General features: G+C 70.9%; 20 protein-coding genes and 1 pseudogene. 5 read left to right on the forward strand and 16 right to left on the reverse strand.

The window, feature by feature from the left end; translation table 11 throughout:
• Positions 1-48 precede the first annotated feature (48 nt).
• On the reverse strand, positions 49-1,011 hold the full coding sequence (locus ACZ7EG_RS07575) for a LysR family transcriptional regulator (protein WP_392363383.1): 963 nt from the start codon (positions 1,009-1,011) through the stop codon (positions 49-51).
• Between the two features lie 62 nt (positions 1,012-1,073).
• Here ACZ7EG_RS07575 and ACZ7EG_RS07580 point away from each other — a divergent pair, with 62 nt between their 5' ends.
• Positions 1,074-2,348, forward strand: a complete 1,275-nt coding sequence (locus ACZ7EG_RS07580) for an MFS transporter (protein ID WP_471073702.1) — start codon at positions 1,074-1,076, stop codon at positions 2,346-2,348.
• A 329-nt stretch (positions 2,349-2,677) separates the two neighbouring features.
• Complete coding sequence (locus ACZ7EG_RS07585) at positions 2,678-3,694, forward strand: sigma-70 family RNA polymerase sigma factor (protein WP_471073705.1); 1,017 nt, start codon at positions 2,678-2,680, stop codon at positions 3,692-3,694.
• Here ACZ7EG_RS07585 and ACZ7EG_RS07590 read toward each other — a convergent pair.
• Positions 3,578-3,922, reverse strand: a complete 345-nt coding sequence (locus ACZ7EG_RS07590) for an STAS domain-containing protein (RefSeq protein WP_471073708.1) — start codon at positions 3,920-3,922, stop codon at positions 3,578-3,580. The genes ACZ7EG_RS07585 and ACZ7EG_RS07590 overlap by 117 nt on opposite strands.
• A 250-nt stretch (positions 3,923-4,172) precedes the next feature.
• On the opposite strand from ACZ7EG_RS07590, the gene ACZ7EG_RS07595 reads away from it, so the two are divergent.
• The gene (locus ACZ7EG_RS07595) at positions 4,173-5,093 is read left to right on the forward strand and encodes an AEC family transporter (RefSeq protein WP_471073711.1); all 921 of its coding nucleotides are present in this window, start codon (positions 4,173-4,175) and stop codon (positions 5,091-5,093) included.
• A 1-nt stretch (position 5,094) separates the two neighbouring features.
• Here the strand turns inward: ACZ7EG_RS07595 and ACZ7EG_RS07600 are convergent, their stop codons facing one another.
• The 9 genes from ACZ7EG_RS07600 to ACZ7EG_RS07640 all read right to left on the reverse strand — a co-directional run bounded on the left by ACZ7EG_RS07600 (position 5,095) and on the right by ACZ7EG_RS07640 (position 16,086).
• Entirely contained in the window at positions 5,095-5,688 is a 594-nt protein-coding gene (locus ACZ7EG_RS07600; RefSeq protein WP_471073714.1) for a Uma2 family endonuclease, read from the reverse strand.
• Positions 5,689-5,784: 96 nt separating this feature from the next.
• Positions 5,785-7,068, reverse strand: a complete 1,284-nt coding sequence (locus ACZ7EG_RS07605) for a thymidine phosphorylase (protein ID WP_030842265.1) — start codon at positions 7,066-7,068, stop codon at positions 5,785-5,787.
• An 85-nt stretch (positions 7,069-7,153) separates the two neighbouring features.
• Positions 7,154-7,558: a cytidine deaminase gene (locus ACZ7EG_RS07610; RefSeq protein ID WP_471073718.1), complete on the reverse strand. Its 405-nt coding sequence runs from the start codon at positions 7,556-7,558 to the stop codon at positions 7,154-7,156.
• Positions 7,555-8,820 (reverse strand): ABC transporter permease, encoded by a 1,266-nt coding sequence (locus ACZ7EG_RS07615; protein ID WP_471073721.1) that lies wholly within the window; start codon positions 8,818-8,820, stop codon positions 7,555-7,557. Before ACZ7EG_RS07615 ends, ACZ7EG_RS07610 begins: the two co-directional genes overlap by 4 nt.
• On the reverse strand, positions 8,817-9,935 hold the full coding sequence (locus ACZ7EG_RS07620) for an ABC transporter permease (protein ID WP_471073724.1): 1,119 nt from the start codon (positions 9,933-9,935) through the stop codon (positions 8,817-8,819). Before ACZ7EG_RS07620 ends, ACZ7EG_RS07615 begins: the two co-directional genes overlap by 4 nt.
• Entirely contained in the window at positions 9,935-11,506 is a 1,572-nt protein-coding gene (locus ACZ7EG_RS07625; protein WP_471073727.1) for an ABC transporter ATP-binding protein, read from the reverse strand. The genes ACZ7EG_RS07620 and ACZ7EG_RS07625 overlap by 1 nt, the downstream gene beginning before the upstream one ends.
• 210 nt (positions 11,507-11,716) lie before the next feature.
• The gene (locus ACZ7EG_RS07630; RefSeq protein WP_471073730.1) at positions 11,717-12,766 is read right to left on the reverse strand and encodes a BMP family lipoprotein; all 1,050 of its coding nucleotides are present in this window, start codon (positions 12,764-12,766) and stop codon (positions 11,717-11,719) included.
• A 296-nt stretch (positions 12,767-13,062) separates the two neighbouring features.
• Positions 13,063-14,106: a BMP family lipoprotein gene (locus tag ACZ7EG_RS07635; protein WP_471073733.1), complete on the reverse strand. Its 1,044-nt coding sequence runs from the start codon at positions 14,104-14,106 to the stop codon at positions 13,063-13,065.
• A gap of 747 nt (positions 14,107-14,853) precedes the next feature.
• The gene (locus ACZ7EG_RS07640; RefSeq protein ID WP_471074856.1) at positions 14,854-16,086 is read right to left on the reverse strand and encodes a M20 family metallopeptidase; all 1,233 of its coding nucleotides are present in this window, start codon (positions 16,084-16,086) and stop codon (positions 14,854-14,856) included.
• A gap of 257 nt (positions 16,087-16,343) precedes the next feature.
• On the opposite strand from ACZ7EG_RS07640, the pseudogene ACZ7EG_RS07645 reads away from it, so the two are divergent.
• A pseudogene (locus ACZ7EG_RS07645) lies at positions 16,344-17,075 on the forward strand (class I SAM-dependent DNA methyltransferase).
• Between the two features lie 130 nt (positions 17,076-17,205).
• On the opposite strand, the gene ACZ7EG_RS07650 reads toward ACZ7EG_RS07645, so the two are convergent.
• Positions 17,206-17,766, reverse strand: coding sequence for a TetR/AcrR family transcriptional regulator (locus ACZ7EG_RS07650; RefSeq protein WP_471073736.1), 561 nt, complete (start codon positions 17,764-17,766; stop codon positions 17,206-17,208).
• On the opposite strand from ACZ7EG_RS07650, the gene ACZ7EG_RS07655 reads away from it, so the two are divergent.
• Positions 17,756-18,256 (forward strand): SDR family NAD(P)-dependent oxidoreductase, encoded by a 501-nt coding sequence (locus ACZ7EG_RS07655; RefSeq protein WP_471073739.1) that lies wholly within the window; start codon positions 17,756-17,758, stop codon positions 18,254-18,256. The two genes, ACZ7EG_RS07650 and ACZ7EG_RS07655, sit on opposite strands and share 11 nt — an antisense overlap.
• Positions 18,257-18,339: 83 nt before the next feature.
• Here ACZ7EG_RS07655 and ACZ7EG_RS07660 read toward each other — a convergent pair whose 3' ends face one another.
• The 4 genes from ACZ7EG_RS07660 to ACZ7EG_RS07675 are packed head-to-tail and all read right to left on the reverse strand — an operon-like array spanning position 18,340 to position 23,216.
• Complete coding sequence (locus ACZ7EG_RS07660; protein ID WP_471073742.1) at positions 18,340-19,545, reverse strand: hypothetical protein; 1,206 nt, start codon at positions 19,543-19,545, stop codon at positions 18,340-18,342.
• Positions 19,546-19,592: 47 nt separating this feature from the next.
• Complete coding sequence (locus ACZ7EG_RS07665; protein WP_362234901.1) at positions 19,593-20,531, reverse strand: N-acetylneuraminate synthase family protein; 939 nt, start codon at positions 20,529-20,531, stop codon at positions 19,593-19,595.
• A 13-nt stretch (positions 20,532-20,544) separates the two neighbouring features.
• Entirely contained in the window at positions 20,545-21,810 is a 1,266-nt protein-coding gene (locus ACZ7EG_RS07670; RefSeq protein WP_471073746.1) for a cytidylyltransferase domain-containing protein, read from the reverse strand.
• 35 nt (positions 21,811-21,845) lie between these two features.
• The gene (locus tag ACZ7EG_RS07675; protein WP_471073749.1) at positions 21,846-23,216 is read right to left on the reverse strand and encodes a DUF6716 putative glycosyltransferase; all 1,371 of its coding nucleotides are present in this window, start codon (positions 23,214-23,216) and stop codon (positions 21,846-21,848) included.
• Positions 23,217-23,383 lie beyond the last annotated feature (167 nt).

A 23,383-nucleotide genomic window follows, 5' to 3' on the forward strand; every position in this document is an offset into this window, starting at 1 on the left:
ATCGCGCCCACGCGGCGGAGCCGCAGATCGATACAGACCCGCACCCCTTCAGGTGGGCAACAGGCTGCCCCTTCTCGAGAGCAGGAACTTCTTGAAGGCCGCCACCGGGGGTGTGTCCGGGCGGCCCTCCAGCCAGGCCACGCCGATCTCGCGGGCCGCGCGGGGGGCCGTGACCGTCAGTTCGACGACTCCTGGGCGGGGAACGGCCGGCGGGGGCAGGAGGGCCACGCCAAGGCCCGCCGCCACCAGGCCCCGCAGGGTTTCCGCCTCCTCGCCCTCGAAGGCGATGCGGGGCTTGAAGCCGGCCTCCTTGCACAGGTCGTCGGTGATGCGGCGCAGGCCGTAGCCGGGCTCCAGGGTCACGAAGGTTTCGTCGGCCGCCTCGGCGAGGCGGATGCGGCGGCGCCCGGCGAGGGAGTGGTCGGCGGGGACCACCAGGCGCAGCTTCTGCTCGTCCAGGCGGCGGGCCACCAGGTCGGGGGCGTCCGGCACCGGGGACGTCAGACACAGGTCGAGCTCGCCGGCGCGCAGGCGTTCCAGCATGGCCTCGCCGTAGTTCTGGACGAGGCTGAAGCGGACGCGCGGGTGGTCGGCGCGGAAGGCGTGCAGGAGGCCCGGGACGGTCTCGGCGCCCATGGTGTGCAGGAAGCCGAAGGCGACCTTGCCGGTGGTCGGGTCGGCGTCGGCGCGCACCTCCTCGGCGGCGCGCTCCACCTCGGCCAGGGCGCGTTCCACGGAGGCGAGGAAGGTGCGGCCGGCCGGGGTGAGGGAGACCGTGCGGCCGTGCCGGGCGAACAGGTCGACGCCCAGGTCCTGCTCCAGGCGGGCCATGGAGCGGGAGAGAGTCGACTGGGGGACGTTCATCTCCTGGGCGGCGCGGGTGACGTGCTCGGTGCGGGCGACCCCCGCGAAGTACGCGAGGCGCGGCGCCAGCACCTTCGACATCTCTGCCATGTCTTCTGTGTCACTGCTTGGTGACAGGCGACCCTGTGAGCTCGGTTGATGCACCATGGGAACGATTATGACCGTTCCATGCATTGGACGGATGAGTGCGGCGTACGTAGGTTCGAGGCATGTCTCCCGCCAGTACCGGGGCGTCCACGATCGTGGACGCCGATGCCTCTGTTCCCACCTCCGATTCACGTGTCTCCCCGGGCGGCCCCGGCTACCGCCGGATGAGCTTCGCCCTCTTCCTCGCGGGTGTCGCGACCTTCGCGCTGCTGTACTCCACCCAGGCGCTGCTCCCGCTGATCTCCGGCGAGTTCGGGGTGGCGGCGAGCGACGCGAGCTGGACCGTGGCGGCGGCGACCGGCGGGCTGGCGCTGTTCGTACTGCCGATGAGCGCCCTGTCGGAGCGCTTCGGACGCCGGGCGGTCATGACCGCGTCGCTGGCCGTGGCCGTCACGCTCGGGCTGCTGGTGCCCTTCGCTCCCTCCCTCGGCGTGCTGATCGCGCTGCGGGCCCTGCAGGGCGCCGCCCTGGCCGGCCTGCCGGCGTCGGCGACCGCGTACCTCGCGGAGGAGGTCACTCCCAGGGCTCTGGTCACCGCCATCGGCCTGTTCGTCGCCGGCAACAGCGTCGGCGGGATGAGCGGCCGGGTCATCACCGGCTGGGTCGCGCAGGAGTGGGGCTGGCGGGTCGCCGTCGGGGTCATCGGTGTGATCGCGGTGGCGTGCGCGGTGGCCTTCCGGCTGCTGCTCCCCGCCCCGAAGCACTTCAGGGCCGGTTCGCTGCGACCGCGCGTCCTGGCCCGGACGGTCCGTGACCACCTGTCCAACCCGCTGCTGTGCCGGCTCTACGCGATCGGCGCGCTGTTCATGACGGTGTTCGGCGGCGTGTACACGGTCATCGGCTACCGGCTGACCGAGGCCCCTTTCTCCCTGCCGCAGGGCATCATCGGCTCCATCTTCCTGGTGTACCTGGTCGGCACGGCGTCGGCGTCGACCGCGGGCCGGCTGGTCGGCCGGCTGGGCCGCCGGGGCGCGCTGTACGCGGGCGGGGGCACGACGGCGGCGGGCCTGCTGCTGTCCCTGGCGGGCACCCTCCCGCTGGTCCTGCTGGGCCTGGTCCTGATCACGGCGGGCTTCTTCGCGGGCCACGCGGTCGCCTCCTCGGCGGTCAGCAAGACGGCCACGCACGGCCGCGCCCAGGCCTCGGCGCTGTACCAGTCCGCCTACTACATCGGCTCCAGCGCGGGCAGCACGGTCGGCGCGATCGCCTTCCACGCGGGCGGCTGGGCCGGGACGGTCGGGGTCGGACTGCTGGCGGTCCTGGGCGTCGTGACGATCACCGTCTTCGGGACCCGGGCGGCCCGACTGCAGCGCCGGGCACTGGCCACGGCTGCCTGAGCTTCGACGTCGGTCCCCCTGTCAGGGGCCGGTTGTCAGTGGGTGCGGATACCGTCCGCGTCGGCTGACCACCGGGCCGGGCAGGGGGATTTCTCATGGAGTGGCGACGGGGACGGGCGCTGCTCCGGGAGCCGGGGAACACCGGCATCTGCTCATGTCGGTCGAGGAGCTCCTGTGAAGGCCGGCGGGCCCGTCGCGGCCGGTCTGGATCACCCGCTTCCACCTGCGCTTTCGTGGTCTCGGGGGGCCGTTGTCAGTGGGCTGCGGTAGCTTCCGAAGTGCTGGGGCGCAACGGCGCGTGAACAGAACGTCCACAGGGGTGGGTGGAGATGGCGAACGGCACGGCGACATCGACGGACCTGGACACCATGCTGGAGGCACACCGGACGGAGCTGACGGGGTACTGCTACCGGATGCTCGGCTCCTCCTTCGAGGCCGAGGACGCGGTGCAGGACACGATGGTCCGCGCCTGGCGCAGCTACGACAAGTTCGAGGGCCGCTCCAGCCTGCGCTCCTGGCTCTACCGGATCGCGACCAACGTGTGCCTGGACATGCTGAACGCGGGCAACAAGCGCGCCCGGCCGATGGACCTGACCGAGTCCACCCCGCTCGCCCAGGCCGCGCTCTCCCCCCGACCGGACAACACCTGGCTGGAGCCCATGCCGGACGCCCGTGTGCTGCCCACCACCGGCGATCCGGCGGAGGCGGCGGTCGCCAAGGAGTCCGTGCGGCTCGCCTTCATGGCCGCCCTGCAGCAGCTTCCGGCCAAGCAGCGGGCCGTGCTGATCCTGCGCGAGGTCCTGGCCTGGAAGGCCAGTGAGGTCGCCGAGCTGCTGGACACCTCGGTGGCGTCGGTGAACAGCGCCCTCCAGCGGGCCCGCGCCACCCTGGCCGACCGGCAGGAGCCGGGCGCCGACGCGGCCGTCTCCGACCCGCTGGACGAGGACCAGAAGAAGCTGCTGGACCGCTACGTCGCGGCCTTCGAGGGCTACGACATGACGGCGCTGACGGCCCTGCTGCACGAGGACGCGGTCATGACGATGCCGCCGTTCGACCTGTGGCTGAGCGGCACGCGGGACATCACCGGCTTCATGACCACGCTCGGCGCTCCCTGCGCGGGCTCCCGGCTGGTGCCCGTCCAGGTCAACGGCCTGCCGGGGTTCGCCCAGTACAAGCCGGACCCGGACAACGGCGGCTTCATGCCGTGGGCGGTCCAGGTGCTGGAGATCTCAGACGGCCGGATCACCGGGTTCCACTGCTTCCTCGACACCCAGCGCTGGTTCCCGCTCTTCGATCTCCCCCTCCACCTCGAAGCGGAGACCGACCAGGTCGAGCAGGGCGCATAGGGCCGGGGCGGGGTCGCGCAGCCGGATCCGTCCCCCGGCCCGGCGGGCGGCCAGCTGGAGCCTCGCCAGCAGGTCGACGGCGGCGAGACCCGGCGGCCCCAGGCCCGCGACATCGCACACCACGACCCGGGCGCCGCTGCCGTGCAGCAGTGCCCGCACATCGTCGCTGAGCCCTCTCACCTCGTCCCGGGTGACAGGGCCGGGCAGTACGAGCACGGGCGGTGTCATGGCGTCCACGATCGGTAGACCGGGCGGGCAGCCTTAACTCATCGCGGCCGGCTGTCCCGTCGGCACCGTGGCTCGGCTCGGCACCGTGGCTCGGCTCGGCACCGTGGCTCGGCTCGGCACCGTGGCTCGGCTCGGCGCCGAAAGGATCACATTGACCGGGGCAGCGCCTTCCCCGGAGGGTTGGCTGTATGCCCCAACCATCTGCCTCTGCCGCGCTGCCCGACGCCTTCTTCGCCGGCGAGGAGGTGTCGTGCGGGGGGTGCTGAGCGGGTTCGCGGTCATCGCCGTCGTCATCGGCGTCGGCTATCTGATCGGCCGCCGGGGGTATCTGGGCGACGGCGGCCGCGAGGTCCTCACCAAGCTCGCCTTCCACGTGGCGTCCCCGGCGCTGCTCTTCACGACCCTCGCGCAGGCCGACCTGTCGGTGATCTTCTCCGATCGGCTGCTGGTCACTGCGATGAGCACGGCAGCGGCGGCGGGTGTCTTCGTGGCGGTGGGCGCGGCGCGGGGGTGGGGCGTGGGCCGGACGACGATCGGCGCGCTGTGCTCCAGTTACGTCAACTCCGGGAACCTGGGCATCCCGATCGCCGTGTACGTGCTGGGCGACGCGTCGCTGGTCGCGCCGGTGCTGCTGTTCCAGCTGGTCGGTGTCACACCGGTGGCGCTGACGGTCCTGGACCTGGCGAGCGGCGGGCAGAAGCGGCCCCTGTGGCAGCGGCTGCTCACGCCGCTGCGCAATCCGATAGCGCTGGGCTCCCTGGCCGGGGTGGCGGTCTCGGCGTCGGGCCTCGTTGTGCCGGGCCCCCTGATGGACCCCCTGACCCTGATCGGCAACATGTCGGTCCCGGCGGTCCTGCTGGCGTTCGGCATCTCCCTGCGCGGCAGCACCCTCCCGCTGCGCGGCGCGGAACGGGCCCCGGTGCTTCTCGCCGTGGTCCTGAAGTCCGTGGTCCAGCCCCTGGTCGCCTGGGCCCTGGCGGCAGGCGTCTTCGGTCTGCGCGGCGCCCTGCTGCTCGACGTGGTGGTGACGTCCGCGCTGCCGGCGGCGCAGAACCTCTTCACGTACGCGAGCAGCTACCGGGTGGGAGAGGTGCTGGCGCGGGAGGCGATCCTGCTGTCGACGGTACTGGCGGTGCCGGTGCTGGTGGTCGTGGCGGCGGTGCTGGGGTGACTCAGCTCCCCGGGAACTCGCCGGTGTCGAGTTCGAGGGCGAAGGGCTCCGGCAGGGTGATGCGTTCCCCGAACTTGCCTGCGTGCAGAACCCGGTAGACGTCCCTCTGCGGTTCGCCGTAAAGCGTGATGGTGGGACCGCCAGGAGCCCAGCCGTCGATGAGCAGATACAGCGGGACACCCGCCTGGGCGTAGCCTGCGGCCTTTTTGATCCGGTCGTGCGCCGCGTTCGACTTGGACGTGATCTCGACGATGAGTTCAGCGGCGGCCGCTGGGATGAAGTTGCCGCCCTCGTCACGCAGCACCTGCCTGGGGGCGACGGCGAGATCAGGGATGTAGAGCCCGTCACGGGACGGAACCGCCGTACCCAGAGTCTGGTAGATGCCCCAGTTCCTGGGGATGACTTCGTACAGGGCTCGCTGAACCAGATCAGCGATGTCGTTGTGGGCATTGGAAGGCGGTGGTGCCACGGTGACGATCCCCTCGATGATCTCCACCCTGCAGCCCTCTGGAGCGTCCGTCTCCTGCCAGATCCGGACGAGGTCGTCCCACTCGTGGCCGTTGGCCGTCGAGTGGTCGACGGTGAGTGCGCTCATGGCGGTTCTCCAATCAGTGCGTCACCGATCCCAGCATGCCGAACGGGACCGGCGGCAGTCCACCGATCCCGTTCATCCGAGGGAGGAAACCCCAGGTCAGGCGATACGTTCCAGCACCACCGGCGACGGCGTGAAGTCCGTGCCGGGGGCCGCCACGTCGTAGGAGCCCTCGATCGACTGGAGGGCGTACTCGAAGCGCTCGGGGGTGTCCGTGTGGAGGGTCAGCAGGGGCTGGCCCTCGGTCACCGTGTCACCCGGCTTGGCGTGCATCTCGACGCCCGCGCCCGCCTGCACCGGGTCCTCCTTGCGGGCCCGGCCCGCACCGAGGCGCCAGGCGGCGACGCCGATGTCGTAGGCGTCGAGGCGGGTCAGGACGCCCGAGGCCGGGGCCTTGATCACGTGCTGCTCGCGGGCCACCGGAAGCGCCGCGTCCGGGTCGCCGCCCTGGGCCGCGATCATGCGGCGCCAGACGTCCATCGCGGAGCCGTCGGCCAGGGCCTTGGCCGGGTCGGCGTCCTTCACCCCGGCGGCGTCCAGCATCTCGCGGGCCAGGGCGATCGTCAGCTCGACCACGTCCGCGGGGCCGCCGCCCGCCAGGACCTCCACCGACTCGCGGACCTCCAGGGCGTTGCCGGCGGTCAGGCCGAGGGGTGTGGCCATGTCCGTGAGGAGCGCGACCGTCTTCACGCCGTGGTCGGTGCCCAGGCCGACCATCGTGGAGGCCAGTTCGCGGGCGTCCTCGATGGTCTTCATGAAGGCGCCGGTGCCGACCTTCACGTCCAGGACCAGCGAGCCCGTGCCCTCCGCGATCTTCTTGGACATGATCGAGGAGGCGATCAGCGGGATCGCCTCGACGGTGCCGGTGACGTCCCGCAGCGCGTAGAGCTTCTTGTCGGCGGGGGCCAGGCCGTCACCGGCGGCGCATATCACCGCGCCGGTGGTGTCGAGGACGTTCAGCATCTCCTCGTTGGACAGCAGCGCACGCCAGCCGGGGATCGACTCCAGCTTGTCGAGCGTGCCACCGGTGTGGCCGAGGCCGCGGCCCGACAGCTGGGGGACGGCCGCGCCGCAGGCCGCCACCAGGGGGGCCAGGGGCAATGTGATCTTGTCGCCGACGCCGCCCGTGGAGTGCTTGTCGGCGGTCGGGCGGGACAGGGACGAGAAGTCCATGCGCTCGCCGGATGCGATCATCGCGGCGGTCCAGCGGGCGATCTCGCGGCGGTTCATGCCGTTCAGCAGGATCGCCATGGCGAGGGCGGACATCTGCTCGTCGGCGACCTCCCCGCGGGTGTACGCGTCGATGACCCAGTCGATCTGCGCGTCGCTGAGCTCACCGCGGTCCCGCTTGGTGCGGATGACGGAGATGACGTCCATGGCCATGGCTTGGCTTCCTTCCGAGGATTCCAGAAGCCGTACGGCCCCCCTGAGCCGGTCGCGTGAGCAACTCAGAGGGGCCGCACGGTGGTTACTTGCTGAGGTGTTCCGGGCCGAAGGCCTGGGGCAGCATCTCCGAGAGCGGCAGGATCCCCGCGGGGGTCTCCAGCAGGAGCTCCGGGCCGCCGAACTCGTGGAGCAGCTGACGGCAGCGGCCGCACGGGACGAGCGTGTCGCCGTTGCGGTCGACGCAGGTGAAGTGCGTCAGCCGGCCACCGCCGGTGTTGTGCAGCTCGGACACCAGGCCGCACTCGGCGCACAGTCCGAGCCCGTACGAGGCGTTCTCGACGTTGCAGCCGGAGACGATCCGGCCGTCGTCGACCAGGGCCGCCACTCCGACCGGGTAGCCGGAGTACGGGGCGTACGCCCGGGACATGGCGTCCCGGGCCACCGCGCGCAGCTTCTCCCAGTCGACGGCCGGGCCGGAGCCGGTCACTTGCCCTGCCCCTTCCGGTACGGCAGCCCGTCCGCCTTGGGCATGCGCAGCCGCTGGGCCGACATGGCGAGGACCACCAGGGTGATGACGTACGGCGTGGCGGAGACGACCTGGTTCGGGACCTCGTCGGTGGTGGCGTACCAGGCGAACACCAGGGCGGCGACGACCGCGGTGATCATCGACGGGGCGTACTTCTTGCGGACCACCAGGAAGATCGCCCCGATGATCAGCAGCAGCGCGCCGAGCAGCAGCAACGCGTGGACGTTTGCGGAGCCGCCGCGCAGGTTGAGGCTGTCGGTGTAGCCGAACAGGCCCGCGCCGAGGGCGAGGCCGCCCGGCATCCAGTTGCCGAAGATCATCGCCGCGAGGCCGATGAAGCCGCGTCCGCTGACCTGGCCCTCCAGGTAGAAGGGGTTGGCGACGATGGACAGGAAAACACCGCCGAGGCCGGCCAGACCGCCGGAGATGACGACGGCGATGTACTTGTACTTGTAGACGTTGACGCCGAGGGACTCGGCGGCCACCGGGTTCTCTCCGCAGGAGCGCAGGCGCAGGCCGAACGCGGTGCGCCACAGGATCCACCAGGTGGCGGGGATCAGCGCGATGGCGATCAGGGTCAGCCAGGACACGTTGGTGACCAGGCCGCCGAGCAGGCCGGCGATGTCGGAGACGAAGAACCAGCCCTGGTTGTTCAGGTCCCGCAGCGCGTCGGACAGCCCCGGCACGGTGAAGTTGCCGAGGGACTCCACCGCCGGCGACTGCTTGGCGGAGCCACCCGTGTGGCCCTCGAAGGCGAGGGGCGCGAGGTAGCGGGTGGCGCCGAGGGCGAGGATGTTGATGGCCACACCGGAGACGATGTGGTTGACGTTGAACGTGACGGTCACGAAGGCGTGCAGCAGACCGCCGATCGCACCGCCGAGGATGCCGACCAGGACACCCGTCCACGGGCCCCACTGGAAGCCGGCCCAGGCGCCGAACCAGGTGCCGAGGATCATCATGCCCTCGAGGCCGATGTTGACCACGCCCGCGCGCTCGGCCCACAGGCCGCCGAGACCGGCGAGGCCGATCGGCACGGCGAGCTGGAGCGCGGTGGACATCTGGCTGACGTTGGTGATGCCGTCGGCGCCGGTGATGAGGCGGACGATCGAGGTGAGCGCCAGGCCTCCGGCGATGATGAGCAGCAGCACGGGCCACGACAGGCGGCGGCCGGTCGGCGCCGCGGGCTGCAGCGTGGGCTGGTTGACGTCGGTCGCGGTGGTCATCGGCCAGCCACCTCCTTCGTGTTCTGAGCGCCGAGGACGTGTCCGGCGGCGAGTTCGGCGCCGACGCGACGCTGCTGGCGGCGCAGACCCCATTCGCGGACGGCCTCGTAGGAGACGACGACCGAGAGGACGATCAGGCCCTGCATGATGACCGCGATCTCCTTGTCGTAGCCGTGGAAGTCCAGCTCGGGCGAGGCCTTGTCGAGCCAGGCCCACAGCAGGGCGGCGAAGGCGATGCCGACGGGGCTGTTGCGGCCGAGCAGGGCGATGCCGATACCGAGGAAGCCGATGCCGGTGGGGAAGTTCAGGCTGTAGGTGTGGGTGTCGCCGAGCAGGATCGGCAGGCCGGCGAGGCCCGCGATGCCGCCGGAGATCAGCATGGCGCTGAGCACCATGCGCTTGGGGTCCACGCCACTGGCCGCGGCGGCGGTCTGCGAGGCGCCGGAGGCGCGCAGGTCGAAGCCGAAGCGGGTGCGGCTGAGGACGATCCAGTAGCCGATGCCGAGCAGGACGGCGAGCAGGACCAGGCCGTAGATCTCACCGGCGTCGCCCATGGGGATGCCGGGGATCCAGCCGGACTCGTACATCTCGCCGGTGGTGTTGTTGTTGCCGACCTTCACACCGAAGACGTTCGGCAGCCACAGGTAGGCGATCACGGAGGTCGCGATCGCGTTGAGCATGATCGTGGCGACGACCTCGCTGACGCCGCGGGTGACCTTGAGGACACCGGCGATGCCGGACCAGAAGGCGCCGGTGAGGACGGCCGTCAGGAGCAGCAGCGGGACCTGGAGGGCGGCCGGCAGGTTCACGTGGGCGCCGACGACGGCGGCCATCATGGCGCCGAGCTGGTACTGGCCGTCGACGCCGATGTTGAACAGGTTCATCCGGAAGCCGATGGCCACGGCGAGGGCCGCGATGTAGTACATCGAGGCCTGGTTGATGATCAGGACCTGGATGTCGGAGAAGCCGAGCTGCTCGAACATCAAGGCGTACGGCTCGACCGGGTTCTGGCCCGACGCGAGCAGCACGATCGAGGTCAGGGCGAAGGCCACGGCCAGCGCGATGACCGGTCCGGCCACCGCGAGGAGCACGCGCTCCTTGTCGAACTTCTTCATCAGCGGGCCTCGTCTTCCGGAGACTCGGGGGCGTCGGCCTTCGAGATCTCGGGGGTCTCTTCGTGCGCGAGGTGCCCGGTGGCGGCACCGGTCATGGCCGAGCCGAGCTCCTCGGGGGTGATGGTGGCCGGGTCGGCGTCCGCGACCAGCTTGCCGTTGTAGATCACGCGCAGCGTGTCGGACAGGCCGATCAGCTCGTCCAGGTCGGCGGAGATCAGCAGCACGGCCAGACCCTCGCGGCGCGCCTCGCGGATGTGGTCCCAGATGGCGGCCTGGGCGCCGACGTCCACGCCCCGGGTGGGGTGCGCGGCGATGAGGAAGCGCGGCTTGTGGCTCATCTCGCGGCCGACGATCAGCTTCTGCTGGTTGCCGCCCGACAGGGAAGCCGCGGTGACGTCGATGCCGGGGGTGCGGACGTCGTACTCCGTCACGATCCGGCGGGTGTCCTCCTGGGCCGCCTTCGGGTCCAGCCAGACGCCCTTGGCGAGGGGCTTCTCGGTGACGTGGCCGAGGATACGGTTCTCCCAGAGGGGCGCCTCCAGGAGGAGGCCGTGGCGGTGGCGGTCCTCGGGGATGTAGCCGATGCCCTGCTCGCGGCGCCGGCGGGTGGGCCAGGCGGTGATCTCCTCGTCGGCGAGCCGGATGGTGCCGCTGTCGGCGGACCGCAGGCCGATGAGTGCGTCGACCAGTTCGGTCTGGCCGTTGCCCTCGACGCCGGCGATGCCGAGGACCTCGCCCGCGTGGATGGTGAAGCTGATGTCGTCGAGGAGGGCCTTGCCGCCGGGGGCCGCGAGGCGCACCTGGTCGACGGTGATGACCGGGCGGTCGGTGACCGTGGACTCGGCCGTCTCGGGCGTGGGCAGCTCGCTGCCGACCATCATCTCGGCGAGCTGACGGGGCGTCGTCTCGGCCGGGACGGCCGTGCCGACGGTGGTGCCGCGGCGGATGACGGTGATCTCGTCGGCGACGGAGAGCACCTCGCCGAGCTTGTGCGAGATGAAGATGACCGACAGGCCCTCGGCGCGCAGTTCGCGCAGGTTGGCGAAGAGCGCGTCCACTTCCTGCGGCACGAGCACGGCGGTCGGCTCGTCGAGGATGAGGGTGGTGGCGCCGCGGTAGAGGACCTTGAGGATCTCCACGCGCTGGCGGGCGGCGACGCCGAGCTCCTCGACGAGGAGGTCGGGCCTGACGTCGAGGCCGTAGCGCTCGGAGAGCTCCTTGATCTTGCGGCGGGCCTTGGCGCCGATGCCGTAGAGCTTCTCGCTGCCGAGGACCACGTTCTCGAGGACCGTGAGGTTGTCGGCGAGCATGAAGTGCTGGTGGACCATGCCGATGCCGCGGACGATGGCGTCGGCCGGCGACGAGAAGGTGACCTGCTCTCCGTTGACGGCGATGGTGCCCTCGTCCGGCTTCTGCATGCCGTAGAGGATCTTCATCAGCGTGGACTTGCCGGCGCCGTTCTCGCCGACCAGGGCGTGCACGGTGCCCTTGCGGACGCTGAGGTGGATGTCGTGGTTGGCCACGACTCCGGGGAAACGCTTGGTGATCCCGGCGAGTTCGACGGCGGTCACCGATTCGTTGACCGCCGCTCCGGCCGGAGGGCTGCTGGACGCGTTGATGGCGCACTCTCCTGGGGACGGGGGCCGTCTACGCGCGTAGCGCCCCTACGGCATACAAAGGGGCCGACGCCCCGCGGCAACGGGGCACGAGGAGCAGCTCCCCGTACCCCGTCGAGCGGACGTAACCCCGGGGGTTACCGCCTGCTTCGAGGCAGTCGCTCGTCAGCTGCTCTTGACCTTGATCTCGCCGCTGATGATCTTCTCCTTGGCCGTCTTGATGGCTGCCTGGAGCTCGGCGTCGTCCGCGAACTTCGGGTTGGAGTTCGACAGGCTCACCTCGCCGGACTTCAGATCGCCACGAACGATACCGGTCTCGGGCTTGCCGTCCTCGACCGACTTCGCCAGGTTGTACACCGCCTTGGCGACGTCCTTCATCGCCGACGTCAGGATGGAGTCCTTGTACTTGGCAAGGGCTTCCTGCTCGTACTGGTCGGAGTCGACGCCGATGGCCCACACCTTCTTGGCGGCGGCGGCCTCGATGACACCCTGGCCGGACAGACCGGCGGCCGCGTAGACGACGTCGGCCTTCTTCTCGATCTGACCCTCGGCAGCCGTCTTGCCCTTGTCGGGGCTGGCGAAGCCGCCCTCCTCGGCAGTCTGGGTGAGGTACTGCGAGAGCACCTTGACCTTGGGGTCGGTGTCCTTGACGCCCTGCGCGAAGCCCGCCTGGAACTTGTGGATCAGCGGGATGTCCACACCGCCGACGAAGCCGACGACCTTCGACTTGGAGGTCTTGGCGGCGGCGACACCGGCCAGGTAGGAGGCCTGCTCCTCGTTGAAGACCAGGTCGGCCACGTTCTTGGTGTTGATCGTGGCGTCGTCGACGATGCCGAAGGTGGTGTCCGGGAACTTCTCCGCGGCACCCTTGACGGCCGCGGCGTACGCGTAGCCGACACCGATGACCGGGTTGTGGCCCTGCTTGGCCAGGGAGACCAGGCGCTGCTCCTTGTCGGCGTCCGTCTCGCCCTCGGTGGGCTCCACGTCGGCCGTCTGGTACCCGAACTCCTTCTTCGCCTGCTCCAGGCCCGCGTACGCGGCGTCGTTGAAGGACTGGTCGCCCTTGCCGCCGACGTCGTAGGCGATGGCGAGACCCTTGTCGCCCTTCGAGTCCGACGACCCGGCGGAGGTCGAGGTGCCGCCGCAGGCGGAGAGCGCGAGGGCCAGGGAGGCGGTCGCTGCGCCTGCGACCGTGATCCGGGAAATCCGGCGCATGTGTGGGTGCTCCTGTCGTACAACGAGGTCGCACAGCGCCGGGACGGTTCAGCTTCAGCGCTGGCTTCGCCGCAGATTAACGCGCGTAGACCTGCCTGAAAACCCCTTCTGTCCACCTTGTTATGCGCCCGTGGCCAAGCCATCACCGGGCCTTGGCCGGGGGGTTGCCGACCGCAAACGGGGCGTGGCGCTGGGTGATCCGTTCCGGACGGGGCCGGGTGATCCGTTCCGGACAGCGCGAAGCGGGCGGACACCCAGAGGGTGCCCGCCCGCTTCGGCTGGTCAGACCGGTCTGCTCACTCGGTGTTGACCTTGATCTTGCCGTCGATGATCTCCTGCTTGGCCTTGTTCACGGCGTCCTGGAGACCCGCGACCTTCGCGTACTCCGGGTTGGACTCCGACAGGCCCACGCCGTTGACCTTCAGGTCGAACGTCTGGGTGCCGGTCAGCGGCTTGTCGTCGTGGACCGACTTGGACAGGGCGTAGACCGCACCGCCGACGTCCTTCAGCGCGGAGGTCAGGATGTAGTTCTTGTACGGGGCCAGGGCGGCCTGCTTGTACTGGTCGGAGTCGACGCCGACGGCCCAGACCTTCGCCTTGGCCGCGGCCTCGATGACACCCTGGCCGGACAGGCCGGCGGCCGCGTAGAGCACGTCGGCCTTCTTCTCGATCTGGCCCTCGGCGGCGGCCTTGCCCTTGTCGGGGCTGGAGAAGCCGCCCTCCTCGGCCGTCTGCGTCAGGTACTGCGACAGGACCTTCACCTTGGAGTTGGTGTCCTGCACGCCCTGCTTGTAGCCGGCCTCGAACTTGTGGATCAGCGGGACGTCGACACCGCCGACGAAGCCGACGACGTCGGTCTTCGTGGCCTTGGCGGCGGCGACACCGGCGAGGTACGAGGCCTGCTCCTCGGCGAAGACGAGGGACGCGACGTTCTTGCCCTCGACGACCGAGTCCACGATGCCGAAGGTGGTCTTCGGGTACTTGGCGGCAACGGCCTCCATCGCCGGGCCGTAGGCGAACCCGACGCCGATGACCGGGTTGTAGCCCTGCTTGGCCAGCGACGCCAGGCGCTGCTCCTTGTCGGCGTCCGTCTCGCCCTCGGTGGGCTCGATGTCGGCCGTCTTGTAGCCGAACTCGTCCTTGGCCTTCGTCAGGCCGGCGTAGGCGGCGTCGTTGAAGGACTGGTCGCCCTTGCCGCCGACGTCGTACGCGATGGCGACGCCCTTGTCGTTGCTGTCGCTGTCGCCGCTGTCACTGCTGGTGCCGCCGCAGGCCGTGGCGACGAGCCCGAGCGACGCGACCCCCACCGCGACACGGGTCAGTTTGGAAATCCGACGCATCTGAAGTTCCCCATTCTCCAAAGCCCCGCGATGGGTGCTCGGTTCGGCGCACATTAACGCGCGTAGACACTCCTGGGAACGGTTCGCCGCGGGGCCGTTATCCATTCGTGCCGATGGCCGGTTACGCCCTTGTGAACCACGGGTTCGAACGGGGTCGAAAGGTGTACTCGGGGACACGGCGTGTGCCTACCTCGTGACGCGCACCAGGCTGCCGTGAGGCTGCGCCGCTCGCAACCGGAGGGTCGGCCGGTTGGCTTCGGGGGCCTGGGCTGTGGCTGCCGGCGGGGCGGGCCGTGGGGCTCGAGGCCGTCGGGCCGTGCGGCTCGAGGTCGTCGGGCCGTGCGGCTCAAGGTCGTCGGGCCGTGCGGCTCGAGGTCATCGGGCCGTGCGGCGGCGTCGTGGCTTGTCGCGCAGTTCCCCGCGCCCCCAAGACAAGCAGCGCCATCGCGGCCTGTCGCGCAGTTCCCCGCGCCCCCAGAACACGAACAGCGCCATCACCCGGGCGGGCCGTGCGGCTCAAGGTCGTCGGGCCGTGCGGCGGCGTCGTGGCTTGTCGCGCAGTTCCCCGCGCCCCCAAGACAAGCAGCGCCATCGCGGCCTGTCGCGCAGCTCCCCGCGCCCCCACAACACGAGCAGCGCCACCGTGCCCTGTCCCGCAGCCCCGGCGCCCGCGAAAAAGGGGCACGACCGCCCCGCCCGGAAGAAGGCAGGGGCACCGCGCCCCAAGGGGGCACCGATCAGGAGGCGCTAGCGGAGGCCGTTGACCAGGGCCGCGGCCGTGAAGAGTTCCACGCCTACCGTGATGGCCGATTCGTCGACGTCGAAGTCGCCCTGGTGGAGGTCGCGCACATGGCGTTCGCCGGGAGTGCGGACGCCCAGGCGGGCCATCGCGCCGGGGACGTGCTCCAGGTACCAGGAGAAGTCCTCGCCGCCGAGGCTCTGCTCGGTGCCCTCGACGGACTCGACCCCGCGCCGGGCGATCATCGCCTCGCGCAGCAGCTCGGTGACGCCGGGCTCGTTGACGACGGGCGGCACGCCGCGCACGTAGTTGATCTCCGACTTGGCGCGGTGCAGGTTGGCGATCTCGTCGATGGCCGCGACCACGACGTCGGGGGCCTGCCGCCACGCCTCCAGGTCGAGGCAGCGAACGGTGCCGGAGAGCTCGGCGTGCTGCGGAATCACGTTCGGCGCGTGCCCGGACTCGACGCGGCCCCAGGTGATGGCGAGCCCGCTGCGGCTGTCGAAGCGACGGCCGACCAGCGCGGGCACGTCGGTGACGACGCGGGCGGCGGCGGTGACCAGGTCGGTCGTGAGGTGGGGGCGGGCGGTGTGGCCGCCCGGGCCGTCGAGGCCGATCTCCAGCCGGTCGCAGGCGGAGGTGATGGGCCCCTCGCGGAGTCCGATCTTGCCGGCGTCCACCCGGGGGTCGCAGTGCACGGCGATGATCGCGCCGACGCCTTCCAGCGCCCCGCACTTGATGACGTCGGCGGCACCGCCGGGCAGCACCTCCTCGGCGGGCTGGAAGATCAGCCGGACGGGGCGGGGCAGGGCGCCCCGCCGGTGCAGTTCGGCGAGGACGAGGCCGGCGCCCAGGACGACGGTGGTGTGCACGTCGTGACCGCAGGCGTGCGCACGGTCGGGCACGGTCGAGCGGTAGGGGCACTCCGCCTTGGTGTCCGGAATGGGCAGGCCGTCGATGTCGGCCCGCAGGGCGAGCATGCTGGGACCGCCGTCCCACTGCTCGCCCTCCACGCCGATGTCACAGACGAGTCCCGTCCCCACGGCGAGGACGCGCGGCTTGAGGCCGGCCCGCTCGAGCCGCTCCTTGATCGCGGCGGTCGTGCGGAACTCCTGGTTGCCGAGCTCCGGGTGCATGTGGAGGTCGCGCCGGAACGCGATGAGCTCGGCCCGCAGAGCGTCGGGCAGTGCACCGGGAAGTACGGCTCCGCCGGGAAGATCGACCTCGGACTCCAGTGACATCAGTGGCTTCACCCTTTGAAGGGTAGGGCGCCGGGGCGGTCGACCGACCCTGGATCAACAAAACTTCAACCCGATAGGGGCAGAAAATATGATCGCCCGGCGCATAGCTATCAAATGAGATGGGTAAACTCGCCTGCCTTTTGGGCCGGACCGGGCCATCCACCTCCCGGAGTGTGACTTCGACCACATCGACGCCACGACTCCGGTATCCATCCATCCTCTCCACGGATACCACGCCGTGCGCGGCGAACACCGGCATGTTCATCTGCCGGACGCGCGCCCCCGCTAGTGTGCGCTTCGTGCGCGCCCCCGAGTTTGTCGAGTCCACGCAGGCCTCGTACGACGCCATCGCCGAGGCCTATGCCGCCGAGCACCCCGACAGCCTGGCCGGAAGACCGCTGGAGCGGGCGCTGCTGTAGGCCTTCGTGGAGCTGGCCCGGGCGCCGGGGGTGCCCGGCCGGCCGCCGGTCGCGGACATCGGCAGCGGGCCGGGATACGTGACGGCGCGGCTGCACGAGGCCGGGTTGCCGGTGTTCGGGGTCGACGCGTCGCCCCGCATGGTGGCCCTGGCCCGCCGGGCGCACCCGGAGCTGCGCTTCCACGTCGGTTCGATGACGGCCCTGGACCTGCCGGAGGCGACGCTCGGCGGCATCGTCGCGCTCTACTCGATCATCCAGGTGCCCGACGATCACCTGCCGTCCGTGTTCGCCGAGTTCCGCCGCGTCCTGCTGCCGGGGGCGCCGGTGCTGCTCGGCTTCCAGTCCGGGGACGAGGACGGGCATCAGCGTCTGACCGAGCGCTTCGGGCAGGAGATCTCGCTCGACTACTACTGGCGCACCCCCGACACGGTCGCCGGGCACCTCACGAGGGCGGGCCTCGACCTCCACGCCCGCGTCCTGCGCGAGCCGGAGGCCGGGGAGAAGCTGCCGCGCGCGTTTCTGCTGGCGCGCAGGCCGCCGGTGGACGGGGCGCCTGCGGCGGCCGACTGAGAACTCCTGACGGAATGCCCTCGGAACTCGGTGAGCGGCATGCGTCCAGGACCTCGTGAGTGCCGACGAGCCACTCGCCGCATTGACCGTGGCTGCGCTCGCGTCGGCGTGCCGGTCCGGGAGCTCGGGTTCAGCTCGCGGTCGAGTCCTTGGTCATCGCGTCCATGAAGAGGTCGACGAGCGGGCGGGCTTGCTCTTCGGTTCCGTGCCGCACGGCATAGGCGATGCCACCCATGAGGAGGAGGACATTGTCCGGGGCGACGTCCGTTCGCAGGCTTCCGTCTCGGGCGCCGGCCGCGAGGAGGGTGGCGACAGCGTCGGTGAGGAGTGCGCGGCTGTCGGAGTATGGATCGACACCTGAGGCGATGACCGCGTTGAGGGCTTCGGACATTCCGCTCTTCGCCGTGGCGTAGTGGATGAAGTGTTCCATCCACATCCGGGTGGCCTCGGCGGCCGGGTGCTGGGCGAGAAGGTCGTTCACCTTCTCGCACACCTGGGTGAGTTGGCGCCGGTAGGCGGCGTCGATGAGGACTTCCCGAGTCGGGAAGTGCCGGTAGAGCGTGCCGACACCGACGCCCGCCTGCTTGGCGATGGCGGCCGGCGCGGTGTCCAGCCCCTGCTCGGCGAAAACCTGCGCGGCGACCTCCAGCAGACGCTCCCGGTTCCTCCTGCTCGCGCCGATGGTGATCACCCGCGTCTTTCAGGAGCCGATGCGTGAGCAGGGCGGTGGCCGGATCATCCAGATCTCCAGCGTGGGCGGCCAGGTCGGTATCCCCACTCACAGCTGCTATCACGCGGGCAAGTGGGGGCTGGAGGGCTTCACCGAGAGCGTCAGCCGCGAGGTCTGCGACTTCAACATTCACCTCACTCTGGTCGAGCCCGGCGCCACGCGCACCGGCTTCGCCTCGGCCTTGCAATACACCACCGAAACGACCGTCTACCGCGACAACGCCGTCGGCCGGACCCGGCACTACCTGGAGACCGCGGACGAGAGCGTCTTCACCGGCGACCCGGCCAAGCTCGCCGCCGCCATCTACGACACGACCCGCCACCCGAGCCCGCCACTGCGCCTGACTCTCGGCTCCGACACCTATAGCGCAATCCACGCGGCACTCACCGAACGTCTCACCGCGCTCGAGACTCAGAAGGATCTCGCTGAATCCGTCGCCTTCACCCACTGATCCGCCCCATCGGGGCTCGAAGATCATTTCGTTGGGAGCTCTGAGGCCTGTCGTCGGTCCGGCGGCCGGGCCGGTTCCGCTTCCTAGCCGGCCGCCACCGCTCCCGGTGTCCCGGTCGGGCCCGGCAGGCCCGACGTGGAGGGTGGGGTGGTGAAGCGTGCCGTGCCCGCCGGTCCCGTGGGGCCGGCCGGATCCGCCGTGCCCGGGTGTGGCGGGCCCGGCGGAGGCGCCGGGGCCGTCGGCGACAGCCGGTGCACGTCCCGGGCCGTTCCCGTCACCCCGGACAGGAAGCCCTGGGCCCGTGGGGAGGCGTTCTCGGTCAGCCAGGCGGGGTCGATGTCGCAGACCGCGACGCGTACCTCCGTGCCGGACAGGGCGAGAGGGAGGGTGTGAACGACGGTGGAGGGGAAGCTCAGGATCGTCCGGCCGATGGGGCCCCGGCGGGCGATCAGTTCGAGGGGGAGTTCGGGGCGGACGATCTCCAGACCCGTCTCGACCGCGAGGCGGTGGAGCTTGTCCGTGCTCTCGCGGCGGTGGGCGAAGTAGCGGGTGGCGCCGTGCGCCCTGGCCAGGGCGTGGACGGCCTCCAGATAGCGGCCGTCGTCGACCACGCCGGTCTCCACCAGGGACGTGCCGACCATGTCGGCGCCCTTGGTGATCCGGGGCGGGCCGAAACGGGCCCGGGTCCAGGCGAAGGCGTTGGCGCTGACCGTGACGCCCGCCGGGGTCTCCTCCATCGGCATGGAGGAGAAGATCTCGATGCGGCGACGGTGCCCGGGGGTCAGCCGACGGCGGGCGGAGGCCGACACCGGTGCGAAGACCACGTCCCGCGGGCCGGGGCGGCCGCCCTTGCGGTGCCAGCGCACCAGCCGCTCGCCACGGGCCAGCTGCCCGACGAACTCCATCGTCGCCGTGCCGTCGTCGACGACGACCAGGTCACGGGCGCGGGTGATCGTCAGCAGCAGCTGGACGTAGCGGGAGAAGGGGTCCCCCAGCACGACCCGGCGTGCCCTGCGGAGCGGGCCGGTCAGGCCGCCGATGGTCTGGAAGGGCGCCAGGGGCCCGCCGCGCGCTTCCTCCCAGCGGACCTGGTGCCCCTCGTCGCGGGCCAGGTCGGACATCCGCCGCAGCTGGCCGCGGGTCATCGGGTCGACGGGCGACAGCACCACGAGGGTGAGCCCCACGCCGGGGGCGTGCGCGTGCGCCCACTCCAGCACGTTCAGCAGCTGTACCGGGCTCTCGACGAAGGCGAGAGTGTGGGGGCCGGCGTTCCCGGCGCGGGGGCTCATCGACGTACGACCGTCCCGTCGTAAGGGGGGTTGTGGGGGTGGTGGGTTCAGACGCCGACCGGCTCGCCCGCCGCCGTGGCGATCTCCGCCTCGGCGACCACACCGGCGACGCGGCGCAGCTTCTTCATCGGGCCCAGCTCGGACTCGTAGACCTTCTTGACGCCGTCGCCGAGGGAGGCCTCGATGGTGCGGATGTCGCGGACGAGACGCGTGAGGCCCTGCGGCTCCACGGAGGCGGCCTGGTCGGAGCCCCACATGGCGCGGTCGAGGGTGATGTGGCGCTCGACGAAGGTGGCGCCGAGGGCGACGGCGGCGAGGGTGGTCTGCAGGCCGGTCTCGTGGCCGGAGTAGCCGATCGGGACGTTCGGGTATTCGGCCTGGAGGGTGTTGATGACCCGGAGGTTGAGCTCCTCGGCCTTCGCCGGGTACGTCGAGGTGGCGTGGCAGAGCAGGATGTTCTCGCTGCCCAGGACCTCGACGGCGTGCCGGATCTGCTTCGGCGTCGACATGCCGGTGGAGAGGATGATCGTGCGGCCGGTGGCGCGCAGGGCGCGCAGCAGCTCGTCGTCCGTGAGGGAGGCGGAGGCGACCTTGTGGGCGGGGACGTCGAACTTCTCCAGGAAGGCGACGGCCTCGGTGTCCCACGGGGAGGCGAACCAGTCGATGCCCTTCTTCTTGCAGTAGGCGTCGATCTGGCCGTACTCCTCCTCACCGAACTCCACGCGGTGGCGGTAGTCGATGTACGTCATGCGGCCCCAGGGGGTGTCGCGCTCGATGTCCCACTGGTCGCGCGGGGTGCAGATCTCCGGGGTGCGCTTCTGGAACTTGACCGCGTCGCAGCCGGCCTCGGCGGCGGCGTCGATGAGCTTGAAGGCGTTCTCGATGTCGCCGTTGTGGTTGATGCCGATCTCGCCGGTGACGTAGACGGGGCGGCCGGGGCCGGCCTCGCGCGAACCGAACTTGCGGATGCGGGAGTTGTTGCTCATGGCGAAGAGTTCCTTACTTGGTGAGGGAATCGAGAGAGGGGCCGAGGATCCAGCTGGCGATCTCCCGGATCGCGCCGTCACCGCCGGGGACGGTGGTGACCGCGCGTGCGGCGCCGCGCACGACGTCGTGGGCGCTCGCGACCGCCACGGGCCAGCCCACGAGGGCGAAGCACGGGAGGTCATTGACGTCGTTGCCGACGTAGAGCACGCGCTCCGGCGCGATGCCCTGCTCCTCGCACCACTGCTTGAGGGCGAGGTCCTTGCGGTCGATGCCGTGCAGCACCGGGAGCTTGAGCTTCCGGGCCCTGGCGGCGACCACAGGGTTCTGTTCCGTGGACAGGATCAGCATCTTCAGGCCGCTGTTGCGCAGGGCTGCGATACCGAGTCCGTCCCCGCGGTGCACGGAGACGAACTCCCGTCCGTCGGAGTCGACCAGCACCCGGTCGTCGGTCTGGGTGCCGTCGAAGTCGAGGACGACCGCGTCGATGTCGTCGGCGGTCGGGAGGGCGCCGGGGCGGTCCGCGTCGAAGAGCGGCGCGAGGGCCCGGGCGCGGGCGAGGTCGTGCGGGTCGTCGATCTCCAGCACGCGCGCGGGGTCCGTGCGGACCAGCTCGGTGCGGCCGAAGAAGCGGTGCTGGTGCGTGCGGAAGCCGGACGCCTCCATGGCGTAGGCGGCGCCGGTCTCCAGCAGGTCCTGGGGGCGGTCCTGGCGGCGGGGCCGGAAGGACTTGTCGTGGTTGACGCCGTAGCCGCCGCCGACGGCGGCGTCGCTCTCCGCGACGGTGCCGGCCGCGATCTCGTCCTCCGCGTCCCGCCAGACGAACCCGTGGAAGGGCGCCACGGTCACCGCGGTGTCGGCGCCGTTCTCGGCGATCGCGCCCGCCACCCCGTCGATGTCCTCGCGGACGATGAACGGGCTGGTGCACTGCACGAGCAGGACCACGTCCACCGGCGCCCCGTGCAGGGCCTCGTGGGCGTCCATGGCGTGCAGGACGGCGGCCTCGGAGGTGGCGGTGTCGCCGGCGATGGCGGCGGGCCGCAGCACGACCTCGGCACCGGCCTCGCGGGCGGCGGCCGCGATGGCCTGGTCGTCGGTGGAGACGACGACGTCCGTCACCAGCCGGGCCGCCCGGCACTCGCGCACCGCCCGGGCCACCAGCGGGACGCCGCCGACGGGAAGGAGGTTCTTCGCGGGTACGCCCTTGGAGCCGCCGCGCGCGGGGATCACCGCGAGCACACGGCGCACCGAGGCGCCTTTGCCCGCTTCCGGGTGGGACATGGGGTCTACTCCTTGGGCTGGGGTCTCGGGGCGGCTCACAGCTCCCCCATCCGCCGGATGACGGGCGCCACGCGCTGCACGCCGTGGCGGTAGGCGCCGCGCGCCGCCCGGCGCACGATCTGCCGGACCGGTCCGGGGTCCTTGTCGGCGGCCGGCGCGCCGGGCAGCGGGGTGCCGTCCGGGCCGAGGTGGTGGCGGGCGAGGATCCCGGGCAGATATCCGGGGGCGGTGACGGGGGTGTAGTACGGGGTCAGCGGGGGCAGGCCGCCGGGCCGGCCGAGCAGCTCGGCGATGCGTTCGCGGGCCGCGTCGAAGGCGGAGTCGTAGGAGCCGTCCGCGGCGACGCCCTGGCGGGAGACCCACTCCTGGTCGGGCACGGGCCGGTGCCCGGCGTCGAGCTGGTCCCAGGAGGCGAGGCAGCCGGAGCCCACGAAGTGGTGGTTGCCGAGCGACTCGCGGATGCCGAGATCCGTCAGCACGACGGTCGGGACACGGCGGTGCAGCGACTCCAGGGCGGCCGTGGAACTGACCGTCACCAGCAGGTCGGTCCGGTCGAGAACCTCGCCCATGTTGCCGTACACCAGGCTGAAGTTGGCGGGCGGATCGAGGCGCTGCACCAGCTTCTGGTACGGCAGCTCCTCGATGTGGGTGGTGTGTTCGCCCGGCTTGGAGCGCAGCTTCAGCAGCACCTGCCGTTCGGGGTGCCTGCGGGCGTGCTGCACCAGCCGGTTCAGCAGGTACGTACGGTCCTTGCGGCTGTCCGGGACGGAGGGCTGGGCGGCGAAGACGACCGTGTAGGGCCTGCGTCCTTGCTGCGCAGAGGGGTCGTGTTCGCCTTCGTAGGCCGCGCCGCCGAGGAACGGCAGGGCCACCTCGGTCACCGCGGAGGCGTCGGCGCCGACCCCTTCGTAGACGGCCCGGAAACGGTCCGCGTCCTGGCGGGAGTTGGCGAGGACCAGGTCCGCGCCGTGCCGCAGCAGCAGGCCGTCGGCGAGCTTCTCGTAGACGACACCGACGTAGCCGGTGACGACGACGGGCCGGGATGCGCGGTGCTCCCAGACGCGTGCCAGGCCGTGCAGCATCGCCTGCACACCGCCGCCGACCAGGGAGAGGACCAGGACGTCGTAGGACCCCTCGCCCATGGCGCGCAGGAACTCGACGGCGGTGACCTCCCGCAGCGAGTCGGCGCGCACGCCCACTTCCTGAAGCTGACGCGGGGTGGGCGTCGCCCGGCCGCGCAGCAGGAATCCGTCGAGAAGGGGGCCGGCTTGCGCGCCTTCGCGCGGTGCGGCTTCCATGGACGGTCCCGGGGCGATGCGGTCCGCGGTCAGCGCACCCCATTTCCATCGGGTGTCGCTGTCCGCGAGGACGGCGATTCGCGGGCGCTTCGGTGTACTTACTGGCACGTCGAAGACGCTAGGAAGCGAATCCTAGGTATGGCGGAACCGCGACTCAACGAAAAGTTAACAACAGCCCACCGAGAGCCGAACTGGCCTGCTGGAAGGCGGGAAGTACACGGGGTGCACCGTTCTGACACATGGAGTTCACCCGGTGTACCTTCATCGGAAAGTTC

The sequence above is a fragment of the Streptomyces sp. NPDC037100 genome, from assembly GCF_055606225.1.